General features: G+C 67.6%; 16 protein-coding genes and 1 tRNA gene. 10 read left to right on the plus strand and 7 right to left on the minus strand.

Going from position 1 to position 21,755, the window contains the following annotated elements; all coding sequences use genetic code 11:
* Positions 1 to 50: 50 nt before the first annotated feature.
* Positions 51 to 1,355, minus strand: a complete 1,305-nt coding sequence (locus J7346_RS08600) for a replication-associated recombination protein A (protein WP_209119503.1) — start codon at positions 1,353 to 1,355, stop codon at positions 51 to 53.
* Positions 1,356 to 1,399: 44 nt separating this feature from the next.
* Here J7346_RS08600 and J7346_RS08605 point away from each other — a divergent pair, with 44 nt between their 5' ends.
* On the plus strand, positions 1,400 to 1,813 hold the full coding sequence (locus J7346_RS08605) for a VOC family protein (protein WP_209119504.1): 414 nt from the start codon (positions 1,400 to 1,402) through the stop codon (positions 1,811 to 1,813).
* Positions 1,814 to 1,820: 7 nt separating this feature from the next.
* Here J7346_RS08605 and J7346_RS08610 read toward each other — a convergent pair whose 3' ends face one another.
* On the minus strand, positions 1,821 to 3,203 hold the full coding sequence (locus J7346_RS08610; protein WP_209119505.1) for a trypsin-like peptidase domain-containing protein: 1,383 nt from the start codon (positions 3,201 to 3,203) through the stop codon (positions 1,821 to 1,823).
* A 169-nt stretch (positions 3,204 to 3,372) separates the two neighbouring features.
* Here J7346_RS08610 and tgt point away from each other — a divergent pair, with 169 nt between their 5' ends.
* Positions 3,373 to 4,485 (plus strand): tRNA guanosine(34) transglycosylase Tgt, encoded by a 1,113-nt coding sequence (gene tgt / locus J7346_RS08615; RefSeq protein WP_209119558.1) that lies wholly within the window; start codon positions 3,373 to 3,375, stop codon positions 4,483 to 4,485.
* 2 nt (positions 4,486 to 4,487) lie between these two features.
* On the opposite strand, the gene J7346_RS08620 is transcribed toward tgt, so the two are convergent.
* Together J7346_RS08620 and J7346_RS08625 are read right to left on the minus strand one after the other, a co-directional pair.
* A complete protein-coding gene (locus J7346_RS08620) occupies positions 4,488 to 4,811 on the minus strand; it encodes a hypothetical protein (protein ID WP_209119506.1) in 324 nt (107 codons plus the stop codon).
* A gap of 59 nt (positions 4,812 to 4,870) precedes the next feature.
* The gene (locus J7346_RS08625) at positions 4,871 to 5,395 is read right to left on the minus strand and encodes a hypothetical protein (RefSeq protein WP_209119507.1); all 525 of its coding nucleotides are present in this window, start codon (positions 5,393 to 5,395) and stop codon (positions 4,871 to 4,873) included.
* Between the two features lie 118 nt (positions 5,396 to 5,513).
* Between J7346_RS08625 and J7346_RS08630 the strand changes: the two genes are divergently transcribed.
* The 4 genes from J7346_RS08630 (at position 5,514) to J7346_RS08645 (ending at position 11,599) form a co-directional block, all read left to right on the plus strand.
* Positions 5,514 to 5,909: a hypothetical protein gene (locus J7346_RS08630; RefSeq protein ID WP_209119508.1), complete on the plus strand. Its 396-nt coding sequence runs from the start codon at positions 5,514 to 5,516 to the stop codon at positions 5,907 to 5,909.
* Positions 5,910 to 6,010: 101 nt separating this feature from the next.
* Positions 6,011 to 6,739 carry a hypothetical protein gene (locus J7346_RS08635; protein WP_209119509.1) on the plus strand — a complete coding sequence of 243 codons (729 nt, stop codon included), beginning with the start codon at positions 6,011 to 6,013 and terminating at the stop codon, positions 6,737 to 6,739.
* On the plus strand, positions 6,633 to 8,207 hold the full coding sequence (locus J7346_RS08640; protein ID WP_348521478.1) for a DNA polymerase Y family protein: 1,575 nt from the start codon (positions 6,633 to 6,635) through the stop codon (positions 8,205 to 8,207). Before J7346_RS08635 ends, J7346_RS08640 begins: the two co-directional genes overlap by 107 nt.
* Positions 8,204 to 11,599, plus strand: a complete 3,396-nt coding sequence (locus tag J7346_RS08645; protein ID WP_245157745.1) for an error-prone DNA polymerase — start codon at positions 8,204 to 8,206, stop codon at positions 11,597 to 11,599. Before J7346_RS08640 ends, J7346_RS08645 begins: the two co-directional genes overlap by 4 nt.
* A gap of 43 nt (positions 11,600 to 11,642) precedes the next feature.
* Here the strand turns inward: J7346_RS08645 and J7346_RS08650 are convergent.
* Positions 11,643 to 11,719, minus strand: a tRNA-Lys gene (locus tag J7346_RS08650).
* 98 nt (positions 11,720 to 11,817) lie between these two features.
* Here J7346_RS08650 and J7346_RS08655 point away from each other — a divergent pair.
* Entirely contained in the window at positions 11,818 to 12,894 is a 1,077-nt protein-coding gene (locus tag J7346_RS08655; protein WP_209119510.1) for a CaiB/BaiF CoA-transferase family protein, read from the plus strand.
* Here the strand turns inward: J7346_RS08655 and J7346_RS08660 are convergent.
* Positions 12,891 to 14,633, minus strand: coding sequence for an ATP-binding protein (locus J7346_RS08660; RefSeq protein ID WP_209119511.1), 1,743 nt, complete (start codon positions 14,631 to 14,633; stop codon positions 12,891 to 12,893). The genes J7346_RS08655 and J7346_RS08660 overlap by 4 nt on opposite strands.
* Before the next feature lie 133 nt (positions 14,634 to 14,766).
* On the opposite strand from J7346_RS08660, the gene J7346_RS08665 reads away from it, so the two are divergent.
* From J7346_RS08665 to J7346_RS08675, 3 genes are all read left to right on the plus strand, one after another.
* Entirely contained in the window at positions 14,767 to 15,066 is a 300-nt protein-coding gene (locus tag J7346_RS08665) for a hypothetical protein (RefSeq protein WP_209119512.1), read from the plus strand.
* Between the two features lie 63 nt (positions 15,067 to 15,129).
* Positions 15,130 to 16,920, plus strand: coding sequence for an autotransporter assembly complex family protein (locus J7346_RS08670; RefSeq protein WP_348521479.1), 1,791 nt, complete (start codon positions 15,130 to 15,132; stop codon positions 16,918 to 16,920).
* A complete protein-coding gene (locus J7346_RS08675) occupies positions 16,917 to 21,140 on the plus strand; it encodes a translocation/assembly module TamB domain-containing protein (RefSeq protein ID WP_209119513.1) in 4,224 nt (1,407 codons plus the stop codon). Before J7346_RS08670 ends, J7346_RS08675 begins: the two co-directional genes overlap by 4 nt.
* Here the strand turns inward: J7346_RS08675 and J7346_RS08680 are convergent.
* The gene (locus J7346_RS08680; protein WP_209119514.1) at positions 21,137 to 21,670 is read right to left on the minus strand and encodes a hypothetical protein; all 534 of its coding nucleotides are present in this window, start codon (positions 21,668 to 21,670) and stop codon (positions 21,137 to 21,139) included. The two genes, J7346_RS08675 and J7346_RS08680, sit on opposite strands and share 4 nt — an antisense overlap.
* Positions 21,671 to 21,755: the final 85 nt, after the last annotated feature.

Raw genomic sequence — 21,755 nt, forward strand, 5'->3', positions numbered from 1 at the left:
GTGAGGTTACGCCGATCTCTGAAAACGGCAACGCTTTCGGAGGGGGAGGCCTAACCGCCCTTCATCTGATCCCGGAGGGCCGCCCAGCGATCGAGCCGGTCCTTGACCTTGGCCTCGTGACCCTCGCCTTTCGGCTTGTAGAAGACGCGGCGCTCCATCTCGTCGGGGAAGTAGTTGGCGCCGGAGAACCCCTCGGGCGTGTCGGGATCGTACTGATAGCCCTTGCCGTAGCCCAGCGATTTCATGAGCTTCGTCGGGGCGTTCCGGATGTGGGCGGGCGGCATCAGGCTGCCGGTCTCGCGCGCGGCGCGCGCCGCGGCCTTGTAGGCCTCATAGACGCCGACGGACTTGGGCGCGGTCGCCAGATGCACCACGGCCTGCGCCAGCGCCAGTTCCCCCTCGGGACTGCCGAGGAAGTCGTAGGTGTCCTTGGCCGCATTGGCGACCAGCAGGGACAGCGGGTCAGCCTCGCCGATGTCCTCGACGGCCATGCGGACGATCCGGCGCGCCAGATAGAGCGGATCCTCGCCCCCGTTCAGCATGCGCGCCAGCCAGTAGAGCGCCGCATCGGGGTCCGAGCCTCGAACCGATTTATGCAGGGCAGATATGAGGTTATAGTGCTCTTCTCTGCTCTTGTCGTAAGCGGGCGCCCGCTTCTGCAGCGTGCCGGCCAGGGCCTGTACGTCCAGCGGGGCCTCACCGGGCAGGCCGAACAGCACCTCGGACATGGTCAGCAGGTATCGCCCGTCCCCGTCGGCCAATGCCAGCAGGGCCTGCCGCGCTTCCGGCGTGAGCGGCAGGGGCTTGCCCTCTTCCCGCTCTGCACGCGTCAACAGTTGATCGAGTGCGTCATCATCCAGCCGTTTCAGCACGAACACCTGTGAGCGGGACAGCAGGGCGCCGTTCAGCTCGAAGGACGGGTTCTCGGTCGTCGCCCCGACCAGGGTGACGATCCCCTCCTCCACGAAGGGCAGGAATCCGTCCTGCTGGGCGCGGTTGAAGCGGTGGATTTCGTCCACGAACAGCAGGGTCGACTGGCCCGCAGCCCGGCGCGCGCGGGCCGCCTCGAACGCCTTCTTCAGATCGGCGACTCCGGAGAAGACGGCACTGATCTGCTGGTACTGATAGCCCGCCGCTGCCGCGAGAAGGCGGGCGATGGTGGTCTTGCCTGTGCCGGGCGGACCCCACAGGATCATGGAGCCTAGGCGTCCGCTGTCGACCATGCGGCGGATCGGCCCGCCCTCGCCCAGCAAATGATCCTGGCCCACCACCTGGTCGAGGGTGGTCGGACGCAGGCGGTCGGCCAGGGGCGCATCAGGGGGATGGATACCCGAGGCTTCGAAAAGATCGCTCATGGGCCTATGTAGGGGCCGGACACCGCCGCGACAAAGGACATCTCATGGCCGAGACCGCCCCGCCTACTCCGATCGGACTGATCCCCTATCTGACTATCCCGTCGCGGGGCGGACAGGCGGCGGTGGAATTCTATCGCGCCGCTTTCGGGGCCGAGGAAGTAGCGCGGAACCTGGCCGACGACGGCGAGCGGCTGCTGCAAAGCCGGCTCACGATCAACGGCAGCCTGATCATGCTCTCGGACGAATTTCCGGAGTACGGCGGAGAGGCCGATATCAAGCCCGTCGGCGTGGCCCTGCACCTGCAGGTCGATGACGCCGACGAATGGTGGAACCGCGCCATCGTGGCCGGCGGGATTCCGGTGATGCCCCTGGCCGACCAGTTCTGGGGTGATCGCTATGGCCGGCTGACGGACCCCTTCGGCCACACCTGGTCGATCGGGGCGCCGATCAGGGACTGAGCCCCGGTCAGCGCATGGTCCCGTTCAGGCGCTGACCGCCACGCTCAATGACGACCTGGGTGCCACGGGAAAGTCCCGCCAGCTGATCGGCTGAGGACACCGGGCGGCCACTGATCGACACGATGATGTCGCCGCGGCGGAAGCCTTGCCGGGCTGCGATCGAGTTACGGGTCAGCCCCCCGACGATAACCCCCTCGGCAAACGGGTCGCCCAGCAGGCGGTCGGCGATGGCGGGGTTGAGGGCCAGCACCTGGGCGCCAGCCAGCGCACCCTCACGGATCACGACGGCGGCGTCCAGATTGATCTCACCCGGCAGGGGCTGAACCCGCGCATTCACACGCTGCTCGCGCCCGTCCCGCAGGAGGGTAACCGCCACAGTGTCGCCCGGAGCGCGGGTGCCGACGCGGAAGTTCAGACCGCCCTGGTCGTTGATCTCATTGCCCCCGACGGACAGGATCACATCCCCGGCCTGAATACCCGCACGCGCGGCCGGGCCATTGGCGAACAGGTCGGTGACCTTCAGCCCGCGCGGACGGTCCAGGCCCATGCGCGTGGCCTCTTCCGCCGTCAGCGGCTCCCCCTTTACGCCCAGCCAGGGCCGGACGACACTGGTCTCGCCGTCCAGCGCCGCATCGACCACGCGCTGGACCATGGTGGCGGGCACGGCAAAACCGACGCCCGAGGACGAGCCCGAGCGCGAAAAGATGGCGGTGTTAATGCCGATCAGGTCACCATCCATGTCGACAAGCGCCCCGCCGGAATTGCCCGGATTGATCGCCGCATCGGTCTGGATGAAGGAGCCCGAGTCCGAAATGCCGGTCTCGGTGCGGTTGAGGGCCGAGATGATGCCATTGGTCACCGTCTGGCCGACCCCGAAGGGGTTGCCGATCGCCAGCACCAGATCGCCGATCTGCTGATCCTCGCCCGTGTCGATCCGCAGGACCGGCAGCGGCTCCTCGACATTCTGGAGCTGCAGGACGGCGATGTCCGAGCGCTCGTCCGCCAGAAGCACCTTGGCCGCAAACTGTCGGCGGTCATTCAGGCCGACGGTGATTTCGTCCATGCCCTGAATGACGTGGTTGTTGGTCACGACAATGCCGTCGGCGCGCACGATGACGCCCGACCCGACGGAACCGGTGGGCTGTTGCCGGAACTGGCCCCAGAAGGGATCGCGATAGGTCTGGACACCGCGGGCCGAGATATTGACCACCGCCGGGGCCGTCGCCCGCACGACCGGGGCGAAGCTGGCCTTCACCTCGGCCGCATCGCGCGGCACCGCCCGCTCGGCCGGGGGCTCGAACACACTGTCCTGGGCGCGGGTGTCGTCCGGGGCTCCGCAGGCAGTGAGGGCCAGGGCAAGAACGGAAACGGCAAGGGTCGGGAACTTCATCGGCAATCCACTGCGGCAACTGACGGGTTCGCCCATATTGCACCGCCGCAATGGGACGGGATGATGGCGAGGCCGGACGCAGCGCCCGACACAGGTCCTCTGATATGGCCATCAGGCCGCTTTGCGCCTAAATGCCCCTCCCGTTTCGCCAGACTGAGTGGCCGCCGCCTTGCCCTTCCCCTTCGACATTTCCGCCACCGACGGCCGCGCCCGGACCGGGGTCCTGCGTACGCCCCGGGGAGACATCCGCACCCCGGCCTTCATGCCGGTCGGCACGGCCGCGACGGTCAAGGCCCTGACGGTCGATCAGGTGGCCCAGACCGGCGCCGACATCCTGCTGGGCAATACCTATCACCTGATGCTGCGCCCCGGGCCCGAGCGCATGGAGCGACTGGGCGGGCTGCACCGGTTCATGAATTGGGAAAAGCCGATCCTGACCGACTCCGGCGGGTTCCAAGTCATGTCCCTGTCGGGCATCTCGAAATTGACCGAGGAGGCGGTGACCTTCTCCAGTCATATCGATGGCTCGAAACATGTGCTGACCCCCGAGCGGTCGATCCAGATTCAGGCCGACCGGCTGGGCGCCGACATCTCGATGCAGCTTGACCAGTGCGTCAGCTGGCCGGCGGAACGCCCCGCCGCCCAGGCCGCCATGGAGCTATCGATCCGCTGGGGCGCCAGGTCCAAGGCTGCCTTCGGTACGCGCGAGACCCAGGCCCTGTTCGGCATCCAGCAGGGCTCGACCTTTGAGGACCTGCGCCGCCAGTCCTCCGAACAGATGCAGGAGATCGGCTTTGATGGCTATGCCATCGGCGGTCTGGCCGTCGGCGAGGGGCATGAGGCCATGTGCGAGGTGCTGGACTATGCGCCCGACATGCTGCCCGCCGACCGGCCGCGGTATCTGATGGGTGTGGGCAAGCCCGTCGATCTGGTCGAGGCCGTCGCGCGCGGGGTCGATATGTTCGATTGCGTCCTGCCGACCCGCGCCGGACGCCATGGTCAGGCCTGGACCTGGGACGGGCCGCTGAACCTCAAGAACGCGCGCTTCGCCGAGGACCAGGATCCGCTGGATGCGACGCTCGATTGCCCGGCCTCATCCATCTATTCAAAGGCTTATCTGCATCACCTGATCCGCGCGGACGAGATTCTAGGCAAGGTGCTGCTGACCTGGCACAACATGGCCTTCTATCAGGCCCTGACGGCGGCTATGCGCGAGGCGATCGCGGCGGGCCGGTTCGAGGCCTTCCGCCGCGATTTCCACGCCCGCCACACCAAAGCCTGAGGTCAGCCGCCGTTGTGCTGGCGGTCGATGGCGGCCTGGGTCTTGGGGCCGTGGTCGTCAGAGCGGCTGTGGGCCGCGACGTTGTTGCGGGTCCGGCCCATGTGGACCTCCTCGCCATCCAAGTCGTCGCCCTCGTCCATATAGTCGGCCATTTCGCCGGCAGCGGGGGGCGCGACCGTCGCGTCCTTCACATCGGGGGCAGCATAGCGCGACGGTTCGGGATGGACCGCGGCGTTTTCCTCGACCGCCCGGTCATTGGGCTGACGGGGGTCGGTGGCGGCGTTCTGGGCCGTGGCGGTGCCGGACTGGACGTTCTGATGGGGCATGGGGCTCTCCTTGTTGGGTGTCATGAAGACAACCGGGCGGAGGGCGGGGAGTTCCGAAATCAGCGGCGACGCGGCTGGAACCAGCGAGGGGCGGCCGGTGGTGCGCAGTTGAACCGCATCCCCTGCCCTTTCAGAAAGGCCCGTCGCAACCGTCCCGCCTCGATGGCGGCCTGGACCTCGCGGCTGTGCCGATCGGCACCGGACAGGGCCCGGACCCAGCCCCGGGCCGGGATGAAATCCGTCGCCGTGTCGCGGATGACGTCGAGGGCGGCCTCGGCGGCGGCATCGACCGCCTGATCGCCCAGGGTCCGCCCGTCGGGTGCGGGCGGTTCGTCGAGGTCCGGGCCCAGCGCTTCGTCCAGACGGCCAATCTCCGCCCCGATGGTCGAGCAGCGATCCAGATTGCGCATGTCATAGGGATTGGCCTGGGCCTGCAGCAGCACCGTGGGAATGCGCTCGCGCTTGACGCCCACATCCTCGAGCGGCGCCGTGACCGCATCCCCCAGCCCGTCAGCCACGGTCCGCACGCCACTGCACCCGGCGACGGCGAGGGTCAGGATCAGACAGGGGAGGAGGCGACGCATCATACGCCAGCCTAAGCACACTTGCCTCCGGGCGCGCCAGTGGGATGGCCGGGGGATAAAATTGTTGACAAATTCCTAATTCGAGCGCTTATCGACTTGACGAATCAGGGGGATGGAGATGTTGGCGCCACTTAACGCTATTTTGTGCCGCCACGACTTTTACTGGTCGGAGCGCCACGGGGCCGAACGGTGCCGTCGCTGCGCCAAACTGCGCGAGACCCCCCAGAAAATCCTCCACGCCGAACCGCTGCGGTTCGACCTGCCCGAGCCCCGGCCGGCGGCCGAGGTCATGGCCTTTCCGGAGGCTTCGGGCGCCAATGCGGCCTCGATCGAGCCGACACCGGACCTGAAGACCCGCATCGAACAGTTCGCCGGGGGTCAGGATTTGGACCGGGCCGGTGTTCTGCGGCTGTTGCTGGACCTGATCGAGGACGGCCAGTCCTCCGATCCCCAGATCGTGGGCATCACGGCTGCCGAGGTTTATGCGCGTCTGCACGCCGCCGCCCAAGGCTGACACCCTCTTCCCTGCGGCTGTGCACAGCCTGATCGTGAGTCCGCTTGACTCCTTGGAAGCGCCGGGGAATTTAGGAGAACAAAACACGAACATAAAGCCTCATGCCCCTTCCCCTGTCCGCCCAGTTATCCGGAGATCCCGCCTGTTCCCGGGCCGGAACCCCTCTGGGCGCGCTCAGCACGCCGGGGGTGCATGAGTTTTACGCCCTCAGCGGTGCCGATGCCGTCAGCACCCATGGTTTCGCCCTGGGCGTCATGCTGTCCGGGCGGCCCGGCGCGGGTCTGGTGTGGGTGGTCCATGACCTCACGGGGATGGAGACCGGGCGTCCGCACGGCGCCGGATTGCAGGAGATGGGCATCCAGCCCCAGGACCTGTTGCTGGTCCGGGCCCGGAATATCGCGACCCTACTGGGGGTCGGCGAGGATGCCCTCCGCACCCCGGGGGTCGAGGCTGTCCTGCTGAGCGCCTGGGGCGAGGATCGGGCGCTGAACCTCACGGCCGGACGGCGGCTGGGCCTGCTGGCCCGCACCGGAAACAAGCGACTTTTTCTGTCGCGGGCAGCGGCCGCGCCCCGGGCCAGCCCGGCCGAGAGCCGATGGTCGATACAATCCGCCGCCTCAACCCCCCTCATGGCCGGAGCGCCCGGCCGACCCGCCTTTTCCGCCACCCTTCTGCGCCATCGCCGGGGGGCACCCCTTCGAACCTGGACCATGGAGTGGGACCGTGAAGCCCGGTCATTTGTTGAACCGGCGCCGGTATCTGGCCGTCTGGCTGCCCTGGCTGCCCAGCGACCGGTTGCAGGCCCGACCGGCCTGCGCCGAACAGGCTGACACCGCCCCGGAAAGTCCTGAACCCCCGCTTGTGCTGGTGGAAAAGGTCAAGGGCGCCTTGCGCCTGAGCGCCGTATCGCCTGATGCGGCCCGTCAGGGGCTGGAGCCCGGCCTGACCCTGGCCGATGCGCGCGCCCGCGTCCCTGCGGTCCGGGCGGTTCCGGCCAGGCCGGACGCAGACGACCGCCTGCTGGGCGAACTGCTGATCGACTTTGACCGGTTCTCCCCGATGATCGCCCTCGATCCCCCTCACGGGCTGATCCTGGATGTGACGGGATGCGCCCATCTGTTCGGGGGCGAGGCCGGCTTGATGAAGGCCGTGCAGGATCGGCTGGCCCGGGCGGGCCTTCACCATCGCTGTGCCCTGACCTCCACCCCGCAGGCCGCACGGGCCCTGGCCCGGTTTGGCCGCGGCGGGATCCTGCCGTGCGGAGCGGAACGCCCCGTCCTGCGGCGCCTGTCGGTGCGGGCCCTGGAGCTGGACGAGCGGGATGATCTGGCCCTGCGGCGGGCGGGCCTGAAACGTCTGGCCGATCTGGATGATCGCCCCCGGGCCAGTCTGGCGGCGCGGTTCGGGGCCGATTTTCCCGCGCGGCTGGCGCGCATTCTGGGCGATGAGGACATCCGCATCACGCCGCACCGACCCCCGCCGCCGGTTTATGCGGACCGCCTGTTCTTCGACCCGATCAGTTTGGATGCAGACGTCCAGGCCGTTCTGGCGGACCTGTTGCAGGAAACCACGGCGCGGCTGGAAGAAGCCCGGCTGGGCGGGCGGGTCTTCGAGGCCATCTTCTATCGCACGGACGGAAAGATCCGGCGCATCGGCCTGAGCGTCGCCCGGGCCACGCGCAATGTGTCCTCGGTCGCGCGCCTGTACCGGGAACGCCTGGCTCATCTGGACCATCCGCTGGACCCCGGTTTCGGCTTCGACCAGATCCGTATGGTCGTCCGGCAGGTCGAGGCCCTGATGCCCCTCCAGTCGAGCCTGGAGGACGCGCCCGACGCCTCGGTCCGGCTGGACGAACTGGTCGATCAGCTGGTGGCCCGCCTGGGGCCCGAGGCCGTACTGCGCTTCCAGCCCCACGGCTCGCATATTCCCGAGCGCTCGGCCGGCTGGATCAGCGCGCGTGGCACCCCGACGCCGGTCGAGAGCCCGAGCGACCGCGATCCGGAAGACCCGCCCCTTCGCCCCCTGCACCTGTTCAATCCCCCACAGCCGGTCGAGACCATGGCCGAGGCCCCGGATGGACACCCGTTCCGCTTTCGCTGGCGGCGACAGGTTCACAATGTGGCGCGCGCCGAGGGCCCCGAGCGGATCGCCGGAGAATGGTGGCGCGCCCCCGGGCAGAAGACGCGGGACTATTACCGGGTGGAGGATACCCAAGGGCATCGTTTCTGGCTGTTCCGGCAGGGGGCTTACGGCGAGGACAGCCCGCCGCGCTGGTTCATCCACGGGCTTTTCGCATGACCGTCGATCCTCATGCGATGCCGGAAGCTGGAGGCTATGCCGAGCTGGCTGGCACCAGCAATTTCTCGTTTCTGCACGGTGCCTCCTCGCCCAAACATCTGGTGGCGGCGGGGGTTCTGCAGGGGCACGCCGGCATGGGGCTGGCGGACCGCAATACTGTGGCGGGGGTGGTCCGGGCCTGGAGCGCCCTCCGCTCGCTGCGGGAGCACGGCCTGCTGCCTCCGGATATGCGACGCGAAGGGTCCGGCCCCGGAGAGGTGCTGACAGAGCAGGACGACACCATCGACCCATCCCTCTCGGAAGAGGTCCGGAACAGGGCCCGGGCCTTCAAACTGGTAGTGGGGGCACGACTGGTCTTCAACGACGGCACACCGGACATCGTGGTTTATCCGGAGAACCGGACCGGCTGGGGCCGACTGACCCGCCTGCTGACCCTCGGCAATCGACGGGCGAGGAAGGGCGATTGCGAGATCGGGCTCCCCGATCTTCTGGCCGATCCTGCGGACCTGCTTCTGATCGTCATGCCCCCGGAGCGTCTGATTGGTCTGGCAGAGACGCTGGGCCGGCTGACGGAGGCCGCGCCCGGAGCTGTGTGGCTGGCCGCCTCCATGCTGCGACGGGGCGATGACCGGCGCCGGCTGGCACGGCTCAAAACCCTCGCACAGCAGGCGGAGGTTCCCCTGCTGGCCGTCAACGACGTGCTCTATCACCACCCGCTGCAGCGGGACCTTCAGGATGTGTTGAGCTGTATCCGCGAAGGCACCACCCTGGAAAAGGCCGGGCGGCGCCTGCTGGCCAATGCCGAACGCTATCCCAAGCCGACGGTCGAGATGCGGCGGCTGTTCCAGGACGCGCCGGACGCCGTGGCCGAGTCCCTTGAGGTCCTGTCGCGGGTGGATTTCGACCTGAAACGCGACCTGCGCTACGAATACCCGCACGAGACGACGCCACCGGGCAAGACCCCGCAGGCGTGGCTGGAACAGCTGACCTGGCGCAGCGCCGACATGCGCTATCCGGACGGCGTACCGGACAAGGTCCGCGAGACCCTCTCCAAGGAACTGGCCTTCATCGAGACGGCCGGATACGCCCCCTACTTCCTGACCATTCATCGCATCGTCCAGCGCGCGGAGGACAAGGGTATCCTGTGTCAGGGCCGCGGCTCGGCCGCCAACTCCGCCGTCTGCTATGTGCTGGGCATCACCAGCGTCGACCCGGCCCAGCACGACCTGCTGTTCGAGCGGTTCCTGTCCTCCAGCCGGGGCGAGCCGCCCGACATCGACGTCGATTTCGAGCATGAGCGGCGCGAGGAGATCATCCAGTACCTTTATGAAGACTATGGACGGCACCGCGCGGGGATTGTGGCGACGGTCATCCATTTCCGTCCCCGCAGTGCGATCCGCGAGGTCGGCAAGGTGCTGGGCCTGACCGAGGATGTGACCGCGCGTCTGGCCGGAACCCACTGGGGCAGCTGGGGCCGGGACATAACCCCGGCCCACATCGAACAGGCAGGGCTGGAGGCCTCCAACCCGGTGATCGCCCAGGCGGTGGGTCTGGCGTCGCGCCTGCTGAACTTTCCGCGGCATCTCAGCCAGCACGTCGGCGGGTTCATCCTGACGCGCGGGCGACTGGATGAAATCGTGCCGGTGCACAACGCCGCCATGCCGGACCGGACCTTTATCGAATGGGACAAGGACGACGTCGACGAACTGGGCCTGATGAAGGTCGACATCCTCGCGCTCGGCATGCTGACCTGCATCCGCAAGGCCTTCGACCTGATCCATGCCCACCACGGCGTTTCCTACGCTTTGCCCACGATCGAAAACGAACAGGCCGACGTCTATGCCATGCTTCAGCGGGGCCATTCGATCGGGGTCTTCCAGGTCGAGAGCCGCGCCCAGATCAACATGCTGCCCCGGCTGAAGCCGCGGACCTTCTATGATCTGGCCATCCAGGTCGCCATTGTTCGCCCCGGTCCGATCCAGGGGGACATGGTGCACCCCTATCTGCGCCGGCGGTCCGGGCTAGAGGCGGTCGAATATCCCCGCCCGGGTCCGGGTCATCCGCAGGACGAGCTGGAACAGATCGTCGGCAAGACCCTCGGCGTGCCGCTGTTTCAAGAACAGGCGATGAAGATCGCCATGGTGGCCGCGCGCTTCACGCCCGAACAGGCGAACGGCCTGCGCAAGGCCATGGGCACCTTCCGGGGCGACGGAGACCTGGAACAGTATGAGGAGCTGATGGTCTCGAACATGATTGCCCGGGGCTATGAGCCCGAGTTTGCGACACGCTGCTTCAACCAGATCAAGGGGTTCGGCTCCTACGGCTTTCCGGAAAGCCATGCCGTGTCCTTTGCACGGCTGGTCTATGTGTCCGCCTTCGTGAAGTGCCGCTATCCGGCAGCCTTCGCCTGCGCCCTGCTCAACAGTCAGCCCATGGGCTTCTATGCCCCGGCCCAGATTGTCCGCGAGGCCAATGAGATCGGCGGGGTGGAGGTGCGGCCGATCGATATCGGGCACAGCCACTGGGACAACACCCTGGAGCCCACCGGATCAGGCCCCGCCCTGCGGCTGGGCCTGCGCCAGATCTCCGGCTTCAAGGAGGTCTGGGGCCACGACCTGGCCGCCGCACGTCAGGAAGCCGCCTTCAAGGACATCGAGGATCTGGCGGTGCGGGCCCGCTTGCCGGGCGCGGCCCTGCAGAAGCTGGCCAATGCCGATGCCTTCCGCTCCCTGGGGCTGGACCGGCGCGAGGCCCTGTGGGCCATACGGCGTCTGCCCGACGCCTCTCCCCTGCCCCTGTTCGCGGCGGCCGAGGCCCGGCGCCGGGGCGCCAGCGAACTGGCAGAGGAGCCCGACGCCCGCCTGCCGCTGATGCCGCTGGGCGAGCATGTGGCCGCCGATTACCAGACCACGCGCCTGTCGCTGAAGGCGCATCCCATGCAGTTGCTCCGACCGGCCCTTGCCCCGGACAGGGTGATCAGTTGCAAGGCCGCCGAGGGGCGACGCAGCGGGTCGCGCGTGCGGGTGGCCGGCGTCGTGCTGATCCGCCAGCGCCCGGGCAACGGCAATGCCATCTTCGTGACCCTGGAGGACGAAACGGGGGTGACCAATGTCGTCCTGTGGGCCCGCCTGTTCGAGCAGTTCCGGCGCGAGGTCATGTCCGCCCGCCTGATGATCGTCGAGGGGGATGTCGAGAAAAGCCCCGAGGGGGTGGTGCACATCGTGGCCCGTCGCGTGTTCGACCGGTCAGACGCACTGCTGACCCTGGCCGAGGACCACACTCCCACCGTCGAACTGGCCCGGGCCGACGTCGTCAGCCGCCCGCAGCTGCCGCCCCCACGGTCTCACCCCAGAAACGTCCGTCTGCTGCCGGGCTCGCGGGATTTTCATTGACGCCGAGCGGGCCAACGACACCAACCGCTGAATGTAGGGGGGATGGTACGCCCCCTCGGGCTCGAACCGAGGACCCTCTGATTAAAAGTCAGATGCTCTAACCAACTGAGCTAGGGGCGCATCCGTCATTTCGGACGGCGCGGAACATAGGTGCGGTCGCATGTGGGGGCAAGCCGAAATCCGTGGCTGTTTTCAATGACAGGCGCTAGGTCAATTTCATGTCTCCGCTGACCGGCCTGCGCATTGTTGAGTTTGACGGACTGGGCCCCGTCACCTTTCTGGGCATGATGCTGGCCGATCTGGGCGCGGACGTTGTGCGCCTGACCCGGTCAGAGAGCGCGGGAGCCGCGGTGTTCACCGAGGTGGGCGGTGCCATCCTGCACCGGGGGCGGACGGCCGTGCCGGTCAATCTGAAAGACCCGGAGGACCATGCCCGGGTACTGGATCTGGTCGCGCACAGTCATGGGCTGATCGAGGGATTCCGCCCCGGCGTCATGGAGCGGCTGGGTCTGGGACCCGAGCCCTGCCTGGCGCGCAATCCGGGTCTGGTGTTCGCGCGGGTCACCGGCTGGGGCCAGACGGGGCCGCTCGCCGATGCCGTCGGGCACGACATCAACTATCTGGCGCTGAGCGGCGCGCTGAGCACCTTTGGCGAAGCGGATCGACCGGCGCGACCGCCGCTTAATCTGGTCGGCGACTATGCCGGCGGCGCCATGATGGGAGTGATCGGCCTGCTGGCCGGGCTTCTGCAGACCCGAACGACCGGGCGGGGAGCGGTGATCGACGTCGCCATGACCGATGGCGTGGCCCTGATGACGGCCCTATTCCATGCGCTGAAAGCGCAGGGGCTGTGGACCGAGGCCCGCGACGCCAACCTGCTGGACGGATCGACCCCCTTCTACCGCTGCTATCGCTGTCGCGACGGGGGCGAGGTCGCGGTGGGGGCTCTGGAGCCGCGGTTCTACGCCGCCCTGCTGGCCGGTCTGGAACTGACACCCGAGGACGCGCCGCAATACGACCGCAGCCGGTGGGGCGAGATCACTGAGCGGTTTGCTGCGATTTTCGCGACGCGGGACCGGGACGACTGGACTGCCCGGTTCGCCGGAACCGAAGCCTGCGTCACCCCCGTGCTCAGTCTGGGAGAAGCCGTGAGCAATGCCCACAACCAGGCCCGCGGCACCTTCACAGCCGAAGGGGCCCCTGCCCCGGCGCCGGTGTTCAACGGCACGCGCCCAGAGGCGGAGGCATCAGCCGGTCAGACCAATATCGCCGACGCCCTGTCCCGCTGGTCCTAGGCAACCTCGGCCAACGTAGGGGCGGTCGACCGCGACGCGCAGGCGTGGGCGAGGCTGTTGAACAGCCGCACCGGATCGATCGGCTTGGTCAGGAAGTCGGCGACTCCGATCACGTCCCATGCCGCGCGGTGCGTGTCCATGGCGTTGGCCGTCAGGGCGATGACCGGCGTATCGCGGTTGGCCCCTTCCTCGCGCAGGCGACGCGAGGCTTCCAGCCCGTCCATCACCGGCATTTGCATGTCCATCAGAATGGCGTCGAACCGGCGCGTCGCACCCAGTTCCACTGCCTCTGCCCCGTTCTCGGCCAAGGTCAGCTCACAGCCATGCGGCTCCAGCAGGAGGGACAGGATGCGGCGGTTCACCTCGTGATCGTCGACCACGAGAATCGACATGCCCGCCAGGGTCGTGGCTTCTGGTTCGACGACATCGGCGTCGGCGGCTGCCTGACCTTCAAGCGCGACCGGAACCTCCAGCACGAAGCAGGAGCCTTCGCCGGGTGTGCTCTCGACCGTCAGGTCCCCGCCCATCAGGCGCGCCAGCCGGCGGCTGATCGCCAGGCCCAGCCCCGTGCCCCCGTAGCGACGGGTGGTGCCGGCCTCGACCTGTTCGAAGCTCTCGAAAATGTGGGGCAGACGGTCCTCGGGTATGCCGCACCCGGTGTCCGTGACCTCGATGCGCAGACCCTCAAGGCGCTCGCACCACCCGGCATGAACCGTGACCTGTCCGGCCTCGGTGAATTTCACGGCGTTTGAAATGAGGTTGAACAGGATTTGCTGGACCCGCAGGGGATCGGTCCAGACGCGATCGGGCACCGCCTCATCGACGGCCATGACCAGCTTCAGACCCGAGGCGCTGGCCCGCGCTTCCCACAGGCGCGACAGGGCCACCATTCGCTCGCGCACATCCATTTCGGCGTGCTCCAGCTCCATCTTGCCGGCCTCGATCTTGGAGAAGTCGAGCACATCGTTGAGCAGGCCCATCAGCACATCCCCCGCATCCACCAGCATGGCGACATGATCGCGCTGGGCGGGTTGAAGCTCGCTGGCCTTGAGCAGATTGGCGGCCGAAATGACGGCGTTCATCGGAGTGCGAATCTCGTGGCTGATGGTGGCCAGGAAGTCCGACTTGGCCGCATTGGCGACCTGGGCCCGGGCCCGCTCCTCGTCGGCCTTTCGATTGGCTTCCCTCAGAGCCATGGTCGTGGCGGAGTTCTGACGGACGGCGACGACGAGGTGCCCGATGTAGAGCGCGCATCCGACCGCCACCAGCATTTCATGCCAGACGCCGTTCCACGCCGCCCACAGGATCGGCAGGCCAAGGAAGTACAGGCCATGAGGGATGGCCGCAGACAGCAGCAAGGCGCGCTGATGATGCATGTGCAGGCTGACGTGCAGCAGCCCCCCGGCCACCTGGACAGTCGCGAACACGCGGCCGACCTCTCCGCCATAGAGCCAGCAATAGGCCGAGATAGAAGAATAGATGGCCACATTGAGCGCCGCCGAGACGCAGCACATCACCTTGCGTGCCGCAGAGGGGGTAACGCGGGGGTCGCGACGCAGCGGCGAAAAGACGATCTCGTCCAGAACCTGTCCCAGCAGGACGGCGCTGTACCAGAGGATGGGCCAGACAGACGGCGCCACAACGAACGCTGTGGCACCAATAAAGGCCCCCAGCCCCAGTCGCGTTCTCAGCTCCCTGTGGCGGACCTCCGCGACGATGGCATAACCTGAATTCTGCATTCGCAGCCTCCCGAACGCTGACACCGTCGCACAAGATGTAAAAGGAATGGTTGCCACTTACTCGCTCCGGTTGTTTCGGCCCGGTCAATGGGTTGCATGGCGCGGGGGAACGCCTTGCGAAGCCGGGCATTTCATGCTGACCACAGCTGTTCAACGTTTGAGGGGAATCTCCATGACCAAGGCACTCAAATTGACCGGCCTTGCCGGTATGGCGGCGATGCTCGCCCTGTCAGCCTGCGATAATCCGCCGGCGGACGAAGGGCTGGAGCCCATCGGTCCCGAGGTCGCGGAGCCCGAGGTTCCGATGCAGCCCGACCCGGTCGAACCGCCCGCTGAAGCGGAAATGCCGGTCCAGCCTCCGCCCACCCTTCCGGCAGAAGATCGGACGTCCGAAGAATCCGTTCGCCCCGACTCTGACACGATGTTCTATTGATAAGGCTTTCGTCCCGGCCCTGCCGGCGATGATCGTCCGCCGCTCCTGCCGTCCGGGTCACCCTTGCTGAAGAACCGAACCTTCCTGCTGACCGCCCTTGCGGTCTTCAGCCTGTCCGCCAGCCCGGCGCTGGCGGACCCGAAGGCGCGTGTTCGCGGCAATATGGACGACGATCTGCGGGACCGGATCATCGAGGTCATCGGTGAGGTCGACGGTCCCCCCGCCAGCCGGTTCGAGGCCCGCCGTCATGCCCGTGCCGCCGCAGAGGCCGCAGAGGCCTTGCTGCGGTCTGAGGGCTATTACCAGGCCCAGATCGAAGACGTCGTCGAGGGCGAGGAGACACCGGTCGCTGTCATCATGATCGACACCGGGCGCCGGTTTGTGCTCACCGAACCCACGGTGACATGGACCGACGAGACCCCCCTGCCCCAGATCGAGGCCGAGGTCCGCTCGGAGATCGATCTGGAGCCGGGCGCACCCGGGCGCGCCATCGATGTGATCGCCGCAGAGGGCCGGATCGTCGCTGGGCTCACCCGCCGCGGCTATGCCGACGCCAAGGCCGAAACGCGCCGCGTCGTCGTGGATCATGCGACCCGCACGGTCGAGCCAGAATACCGCATCGATTCCGGGTCGCTGGTGACCCTCGACGGGGTCGTGCTCCAGACCCGGGGCGTCACCAACCCGCGCTGGGTCGCCGGATTGGCGCCCTGGGACGAGGGAGAGGTCTACGACCCCGAGAATGTCGCCGAACTGGAACGGCGCCTGCTTGAGACCGGCGTCTACGACGGTGTGGGCGTGGCGCTCTCTCCGCCCGGCCAGACGACCCCCGACGGCAACCGCCCCGTCATCGTCAGCCTGACGGACCGCCCTGCCCGGGTTCTCGAGGCCGGCGCCACCCTGTCGACCGCTGAGGGGGCCGGCGTCGATTTCATCTGGACCCACCACAACCGCTTCGGGCGGGCCGACACCTTGCGCTACCAGGCCCGGCTGGCCGGCATCGACAGCCGGCTGGGCGTGGACCTCAGCCTGCCGCACTGGCGCCGTCCCGGACGCACCGCCAAGCTGTCGGCAGCCATCGTCAATGAAGATACGGACGCCTATCGCCGGACCGGCATCAGCCTCGCGGCCGATCTGAACCAGCGCCTCGGGCGGACCTCCTACTTCAGCTACGGGATCGGGCTGGATGCGGGGCAGTATTCCGAGAGCCGGTTCGATCCGATCACCCAGCTTCCGGTCAAATCCGACCGCGACCTCGCGCTGCTGACCCTGCGAGGCAGCAGCTATATGGACCGCTCGAATGACCCGCTGAATCCGACCCGGGGCTGGCGCCTGACCGTATCGGCCCAGCCGACGGTCGTGGCGGGCGAGGACAGCCTGGCCTTCCTGCGCGCCGAGGCCCAGGCCACCACCTATGTGCCGATCGACTCCGAGGGCCGAACCATCGTGGCAGGCCGCCTGCGTCTCGGCAGCATTCTGGGGGGTGACGAGTTGAGCATTCCGTCGGACCGCCTGTTCTATTCGGGCGGGGGCGGCTCGGTTCGCGGCTTTGCCTATCAGGGGGTAGCCCCGCGCCTGCCCGACGATACCCCGCGCGGCGGCCTGTCGCTGTTCGAAACCTCCCTGGAAGTCCGCCGCGACCTGGGTCGCAATTTCGGGGCGGTGGTATTTGTCGACGCGGGCGCCATCGGGTTCCAGGAAACACCGAACTTCAACAACCTGAGGTATGGAGTTGGCGCCGGCGTGCGTTACAATCTGCCCTTCGGTCCGATCCGCGCCGATATCGCCTTCCCGCTCGAGCGTCGCCCGGCGGATGCCGACTTCCAGATCTACATCAGTATCGGGCAGGCGTTTTGACCGACCCCGCCCCTCCCTCCCCAGAGTCTGAAACCCCGGCCGAAACCCGGAAAAAGCGCTCGCTGGCCCGTCGCATCGCGATCGGTGTCGGGATTGGTGTGGGTATTCTGGTGGTCCTGCTGGGCATCGCCCTGCTGGGCGGGCGGGCTTATCTGCTCAGTGATGCCGGCCGAGAACTGGTCAGCACCTTCGCCAACGGCAAGAAGGTCGGGCGGTACGGCCGCATCAATGTCGAGGGCCTGACCGGCGACCTGTTCAATGACTTCACCATCGCGCGGGTCACGGTCACCGACGAAGAAGGCGTCTGGCTGGAGGTCACCGACCTTCGCGTGGACTGGAGCTACCTGCCCCTGCTGGGCCGACGCTTCCATGCCGACGAGATCACCGCCGAGCGTATCCACCTGTTGCGGCGACCGATCGTCGAGGTGTCGAATGACCCGCCCTCAGCCATGCCGCTGGACATCGACATCGACCATTTCGCGGCCGAGGTCGAACTCCATGAGGACTTCAGCAAGACCTATGGTCACTGGCGTCTGGAGGGCGAAGCCGAAGTCCTGCGCAAGGGCCGGACCACGGCGGCGGTCGACGCCTACAGCCTCGACCGTCCCGGCGACTTCCTGAAGCTGGATGCGACGCTGGGCGACTCGCTCGACAAGATGCAGCTCAATCTGGAGGCCCGCGAGGCGCGGGGCGGGCCGCTGGCCGGGGCTCTCGGCTATTCTCCTGACCGGCCGTTCGAGATCACCGCCGTTGCCAATGGCCGCGTGATCGATGCGACCGCACAGACGGGCGACTTCGTCCCTCTGCGGGTGAAGGGGCGCTTCAGTAACGCGGGCGCCCGCGCTGCGGGCTACGTCAACTTCAGCGGGTCGGACCTGTTCGCCCCCTTCATCGACCGTATCGGCCGGACCGCGCGCTTCGGCCTCGCGGGCATCCCGCTTGAGGACAAAGAGGGCGTGCAGGCCGTCGCCTGGCGCCTCTATGCCGACAACATCACCACCAGGGTGGACGGCCAGGTCCATGTCGACGACCTGAGCAGCCCCGACGGCCTGTCGGTCGACATCGCAACGCCCTCCCTGTCCCGATTGGCGGGCGTGCCGATCGCCGGAGCCTCGACCTATTCCGGGACGTTCACGGGCAAGGCGTCAGACTGGTCGCTCAAGGGTCAGGTGGACCTGCGCAACACAGAACTGGCGAGCTATCGCGCGCTGCAGCTCCAGGGCCCGCTGTCGCTGACCGGCAGCGACCGGGGCTATACGCTTACGACCAGTCTTGCTGCGTCAGGGGGGTCGCGCGCCGGGGTGATCGGTGGACTGCTGGGCGCCACGCCTCGTCTTCAGGCCGATCTGGTGTACGGCACTGACGGATCGGTGCTGCTGCGCAAGGTTGATCTGGATGGCGCCGCGATCCAGTTGAATGGGTCGGGCGGACGCGCCCTGAACGGCGCGCTACGCTTCTCAGGCAGTGCCGATATCACCGACGTATCAGCCCTGTCCGATCGGGCTTCGGGGTCCTTCAGCGGTCCGATCCGCGCGACCAGCACGCCGTCCACGGGCGCCTGGACGTTCAGCTTCGGCGGCCGTGCCAGAAATCTGTCGACGGGGATGGCTGAACTGGACCGCCTGCTCGGTCCTGCGCCCCGTCTCGACCTCGGCGGCACCCTGCGGAACGGCCAGCTTGAGGTCACCCAGGCACAGCTGGACGGCGAAAAGGGCGAAGCCACGGCCAAGGGCCTGATCGGTCTGGACGGCGCGCTGAAACTGGCGGTCGACTGGTCGGCTACCGGGCCGTTCGGCGTTGGCCCCGTCGAGATCGACGGCGCCATGCAGGGCGACGGTGCCCTGACCGGAACCATGGCCCAGCCGCGTCTCGACCTGACCGCCGGGTTCGAATGGGTCGCGGTCGGCCCGATGGATCTGCGGGACACCCGGCTGGTGCTCAGCTTCCGCAAGGGCGCCGACGCCTCGGATGGTCGCGTGGCCATCACGGGCGACTCCGCCTTTGGCCCGGCGAAGGCGATCGCCAACTTCTATCTCGGGGACGAGGTCATCCAGCTCAGCGATGTGGACATCGACGCGGGCGGTGTGATCGCGCGGGGCTACATCGGCCTGTCGAACAGCTTCCCGTCTCAAGCCGATCTCGTCTTCCAGGCGCGGCCCGGCGCCTTCCTCAGTGCGGGCGAGATTGACGGCCGCCTGCGCCTCACAGACGCCCCCGGACAAGACGCCGCCCTCATCGCGATCACCGGGCGTGGCGTGCGCTTCGCCGGCTCGCCCTATGTCATCCGCACCCTGCAGCTGGGCGGTCGCGGTTCGCTGGAGCGCCTGCCCTTCCATGTGGTGCTCGACATGGGCGGCCCGACCCCGGCCCAATTCGAGGGCGACGCCGTCTATGCCCGCACCGATACCGCCCAGACCCTGACCCTGTCGGGCGGCGGACAGGTGCGCGATGTCGACTTCTCGACCCGCAATCCGATGGTGCTGGCCTTCGCCGACGACGGCCGGGTGGCCCGTGTCGACCTGGCCGTAGGCGGCGGCATCCTGATGGGCGAAATGCGCCAGGGCGAGGACTCGGTGGTCGTCCAGGCCGACCTGACCCGCGTCGAGCTGGGCTCCATCCTTGAGGACCTGCGCGGTCAGGTGACGGGCCGCGTTTCACTGCGAGGTGCAGGAGATGACCTCTCTGGATCCGCCAATGTGTCGCTTGCCAATGTGCGCAGCATCGACGCGCCTTCGAACATGACCATCGGCGGCACGCTTGATGCCACCCTGGTCGACAACCGCCTGAACATCGACCTCGTGGCCAGCGGCGAGGGCTCGGTGGACGCCCGGGTCGATGTGACCCTGCCCGTCGTGGCCTCTGCCGCTCCGCTCCGGCTGGCCATCGCCCGTACAGAGCCCATGTCGGGCGAGGTCGACATTCGCGGCCAGATCAAGCCGCTCTGGGATGTCTTCGCCGGAGGCGAGCGCAGTCTGGCGGGGCAGGTCCAGGCGCAGGCCACCCTCGGCGGCACCCTGAACGCGCCCCGGCTGACCGGAACGCTGAACGTCTCGGAGGGCGACTTCCGGGATGCGGCCTCGGGTCTGCGCCTCAGCGACCTTCGACTGGACACCCGCTTCGACGACACCACTGCCCTGATCCAGACCTTCACGGCCAAAGACGGCTCGGGCGGTGAGGTCAACGGCAGCGGCCGTATCGGCCTGCGCGAAGGCAGTGGCTCGTCGCTCAAGCTCGATTTCCGCAGGTTCCGCGTGATCGACAACGAGATCGCCTCGGCCCGAGGGTCGGGAGAACTGACCGTCACGCGTGCCACAGACGGCAACATCACGCTGGAAGGCGATCTGACGGTCGACGAGGCCCGGATCGAACCGGAGCTGCCCGGCAACAACGGCGTCGTGAACATGGACGTCGTCGAAATCAACCGGCCCGGCGGTGACCCCGACGACTCGGTCGAACAGCAGGCGGCCGGCCCGCAAATTGGCCTTAACATCCGCATTCGCTCGCGGGGCGGCAATGTCGAGGTCTCCGGCCGGGGCCTGAACGTCCTGATGAATATCGACGCCCGCGTGGGCGGCACCCTGACCCGCCCCACCCTGTCGGGCATGGCCCGGGTAGCGCGCGGTGATTACGAGTTCGCGGGCAAGCGCTTCGTCTTCGACGAGGACGGCTATGTCGAACTGTCGACCGACCCCGATCTGATCCGCCTCAACCTGGAGGCGGTCCGCGAGGACCCCGTCCTGACCGCCAGCATCCGCGTGACCGGAACGGCGGCCAAGCCCGTCATTGCCCTGACCTCGACCCCGGCCCTGCCGCAGGACGAAATCCTGTCCCAGGTCCTGTTCGGACGTTCGGCATCGCAACTGTCCCCGGTCGAGGCGGCCCAATTGGCCTCAGGGGTCGCCTCGCTGGCGGGTGGCGGTGGCTTCGATGTGATCGGCGGCTTGCGCGAGCTGGCCGGACTCGACCGCCTGTCCTTCGGCGGAGAGGCCTCGGCTCTCACGGTCGCCGGGGGCCGCTACATCTCGGATGACGTCTATCTCGAGGTGATCGGCGGCGGCGAGGGCGGCGCAGCCGTCAGCGTGGAATGGCAGGTCCGGCGCAATCTGGCCGTGACCTCGCGGTTCGGCGGACAGGGCGAAGCCAGCCTGTCCGTCCGCTGGCGCCGCGAGAGCCGCAGACCCGGCGAGCGCCGGGACCGCAGGCCCAATACACGCGACTAGCTGTTGGGGAATTCGGCCTTTTTCAGCTGATCGAGCCTGGAGGCCCCGCGCAAGCCGGCGATGTGCAGCACCAGTTCAACGAGCAGCACGACAAGGGTCAGCACGGTGAGCCAAAGCGGCGCTTGCACATTCGCGGGAACGTCCATCTGGCTTGCCATCGCCAGTCCCCAGACGCTCGACAACAGGCCAAGGACGACCAGAATGATAAACAGGATCGGGATGAACCGGTTGGGTTTCGCCCATTGGACCAGGCCGAAGATCGCCTGCACCACCACCATGCCGATGCTAAAGTAGACGACGGCGCCGGCCATCGCGCCGGCCATGCCTGCTACCGCGGCGTCGCCCTGGGCGTTCTCCACCATCATGGCTTCCATGGCCTCTGTGCCGACACCCATGGTTCTCACCACCCCAAAGATCCCGAAAGCAACCCCCAGCAAGATGGCGAGCGCGCTGGCGCGTGCTGCTGCCGTGGCTTCGGGCCGCGTGGTGATCGGCGCCGTCGGATTGATTGCCTTGATCCAGTCAGTCATCAGATTGTCCCCCGATTTAAGGGCGCCACCCTAGAGTGTGCCGCGCGAACTCGTAAATCCCCGCCCTTCACCTTTCCCGGAAGGG

Source organism: Brevundimonas sp. A19_0 (assembly GCF_017744255.1).
Taxonomy (GTDB): Bacteria; Pseudomonadota; Alphaproteobacteria; order Caulobacterales; family Caulobacteraceae; genus Brevundimonas.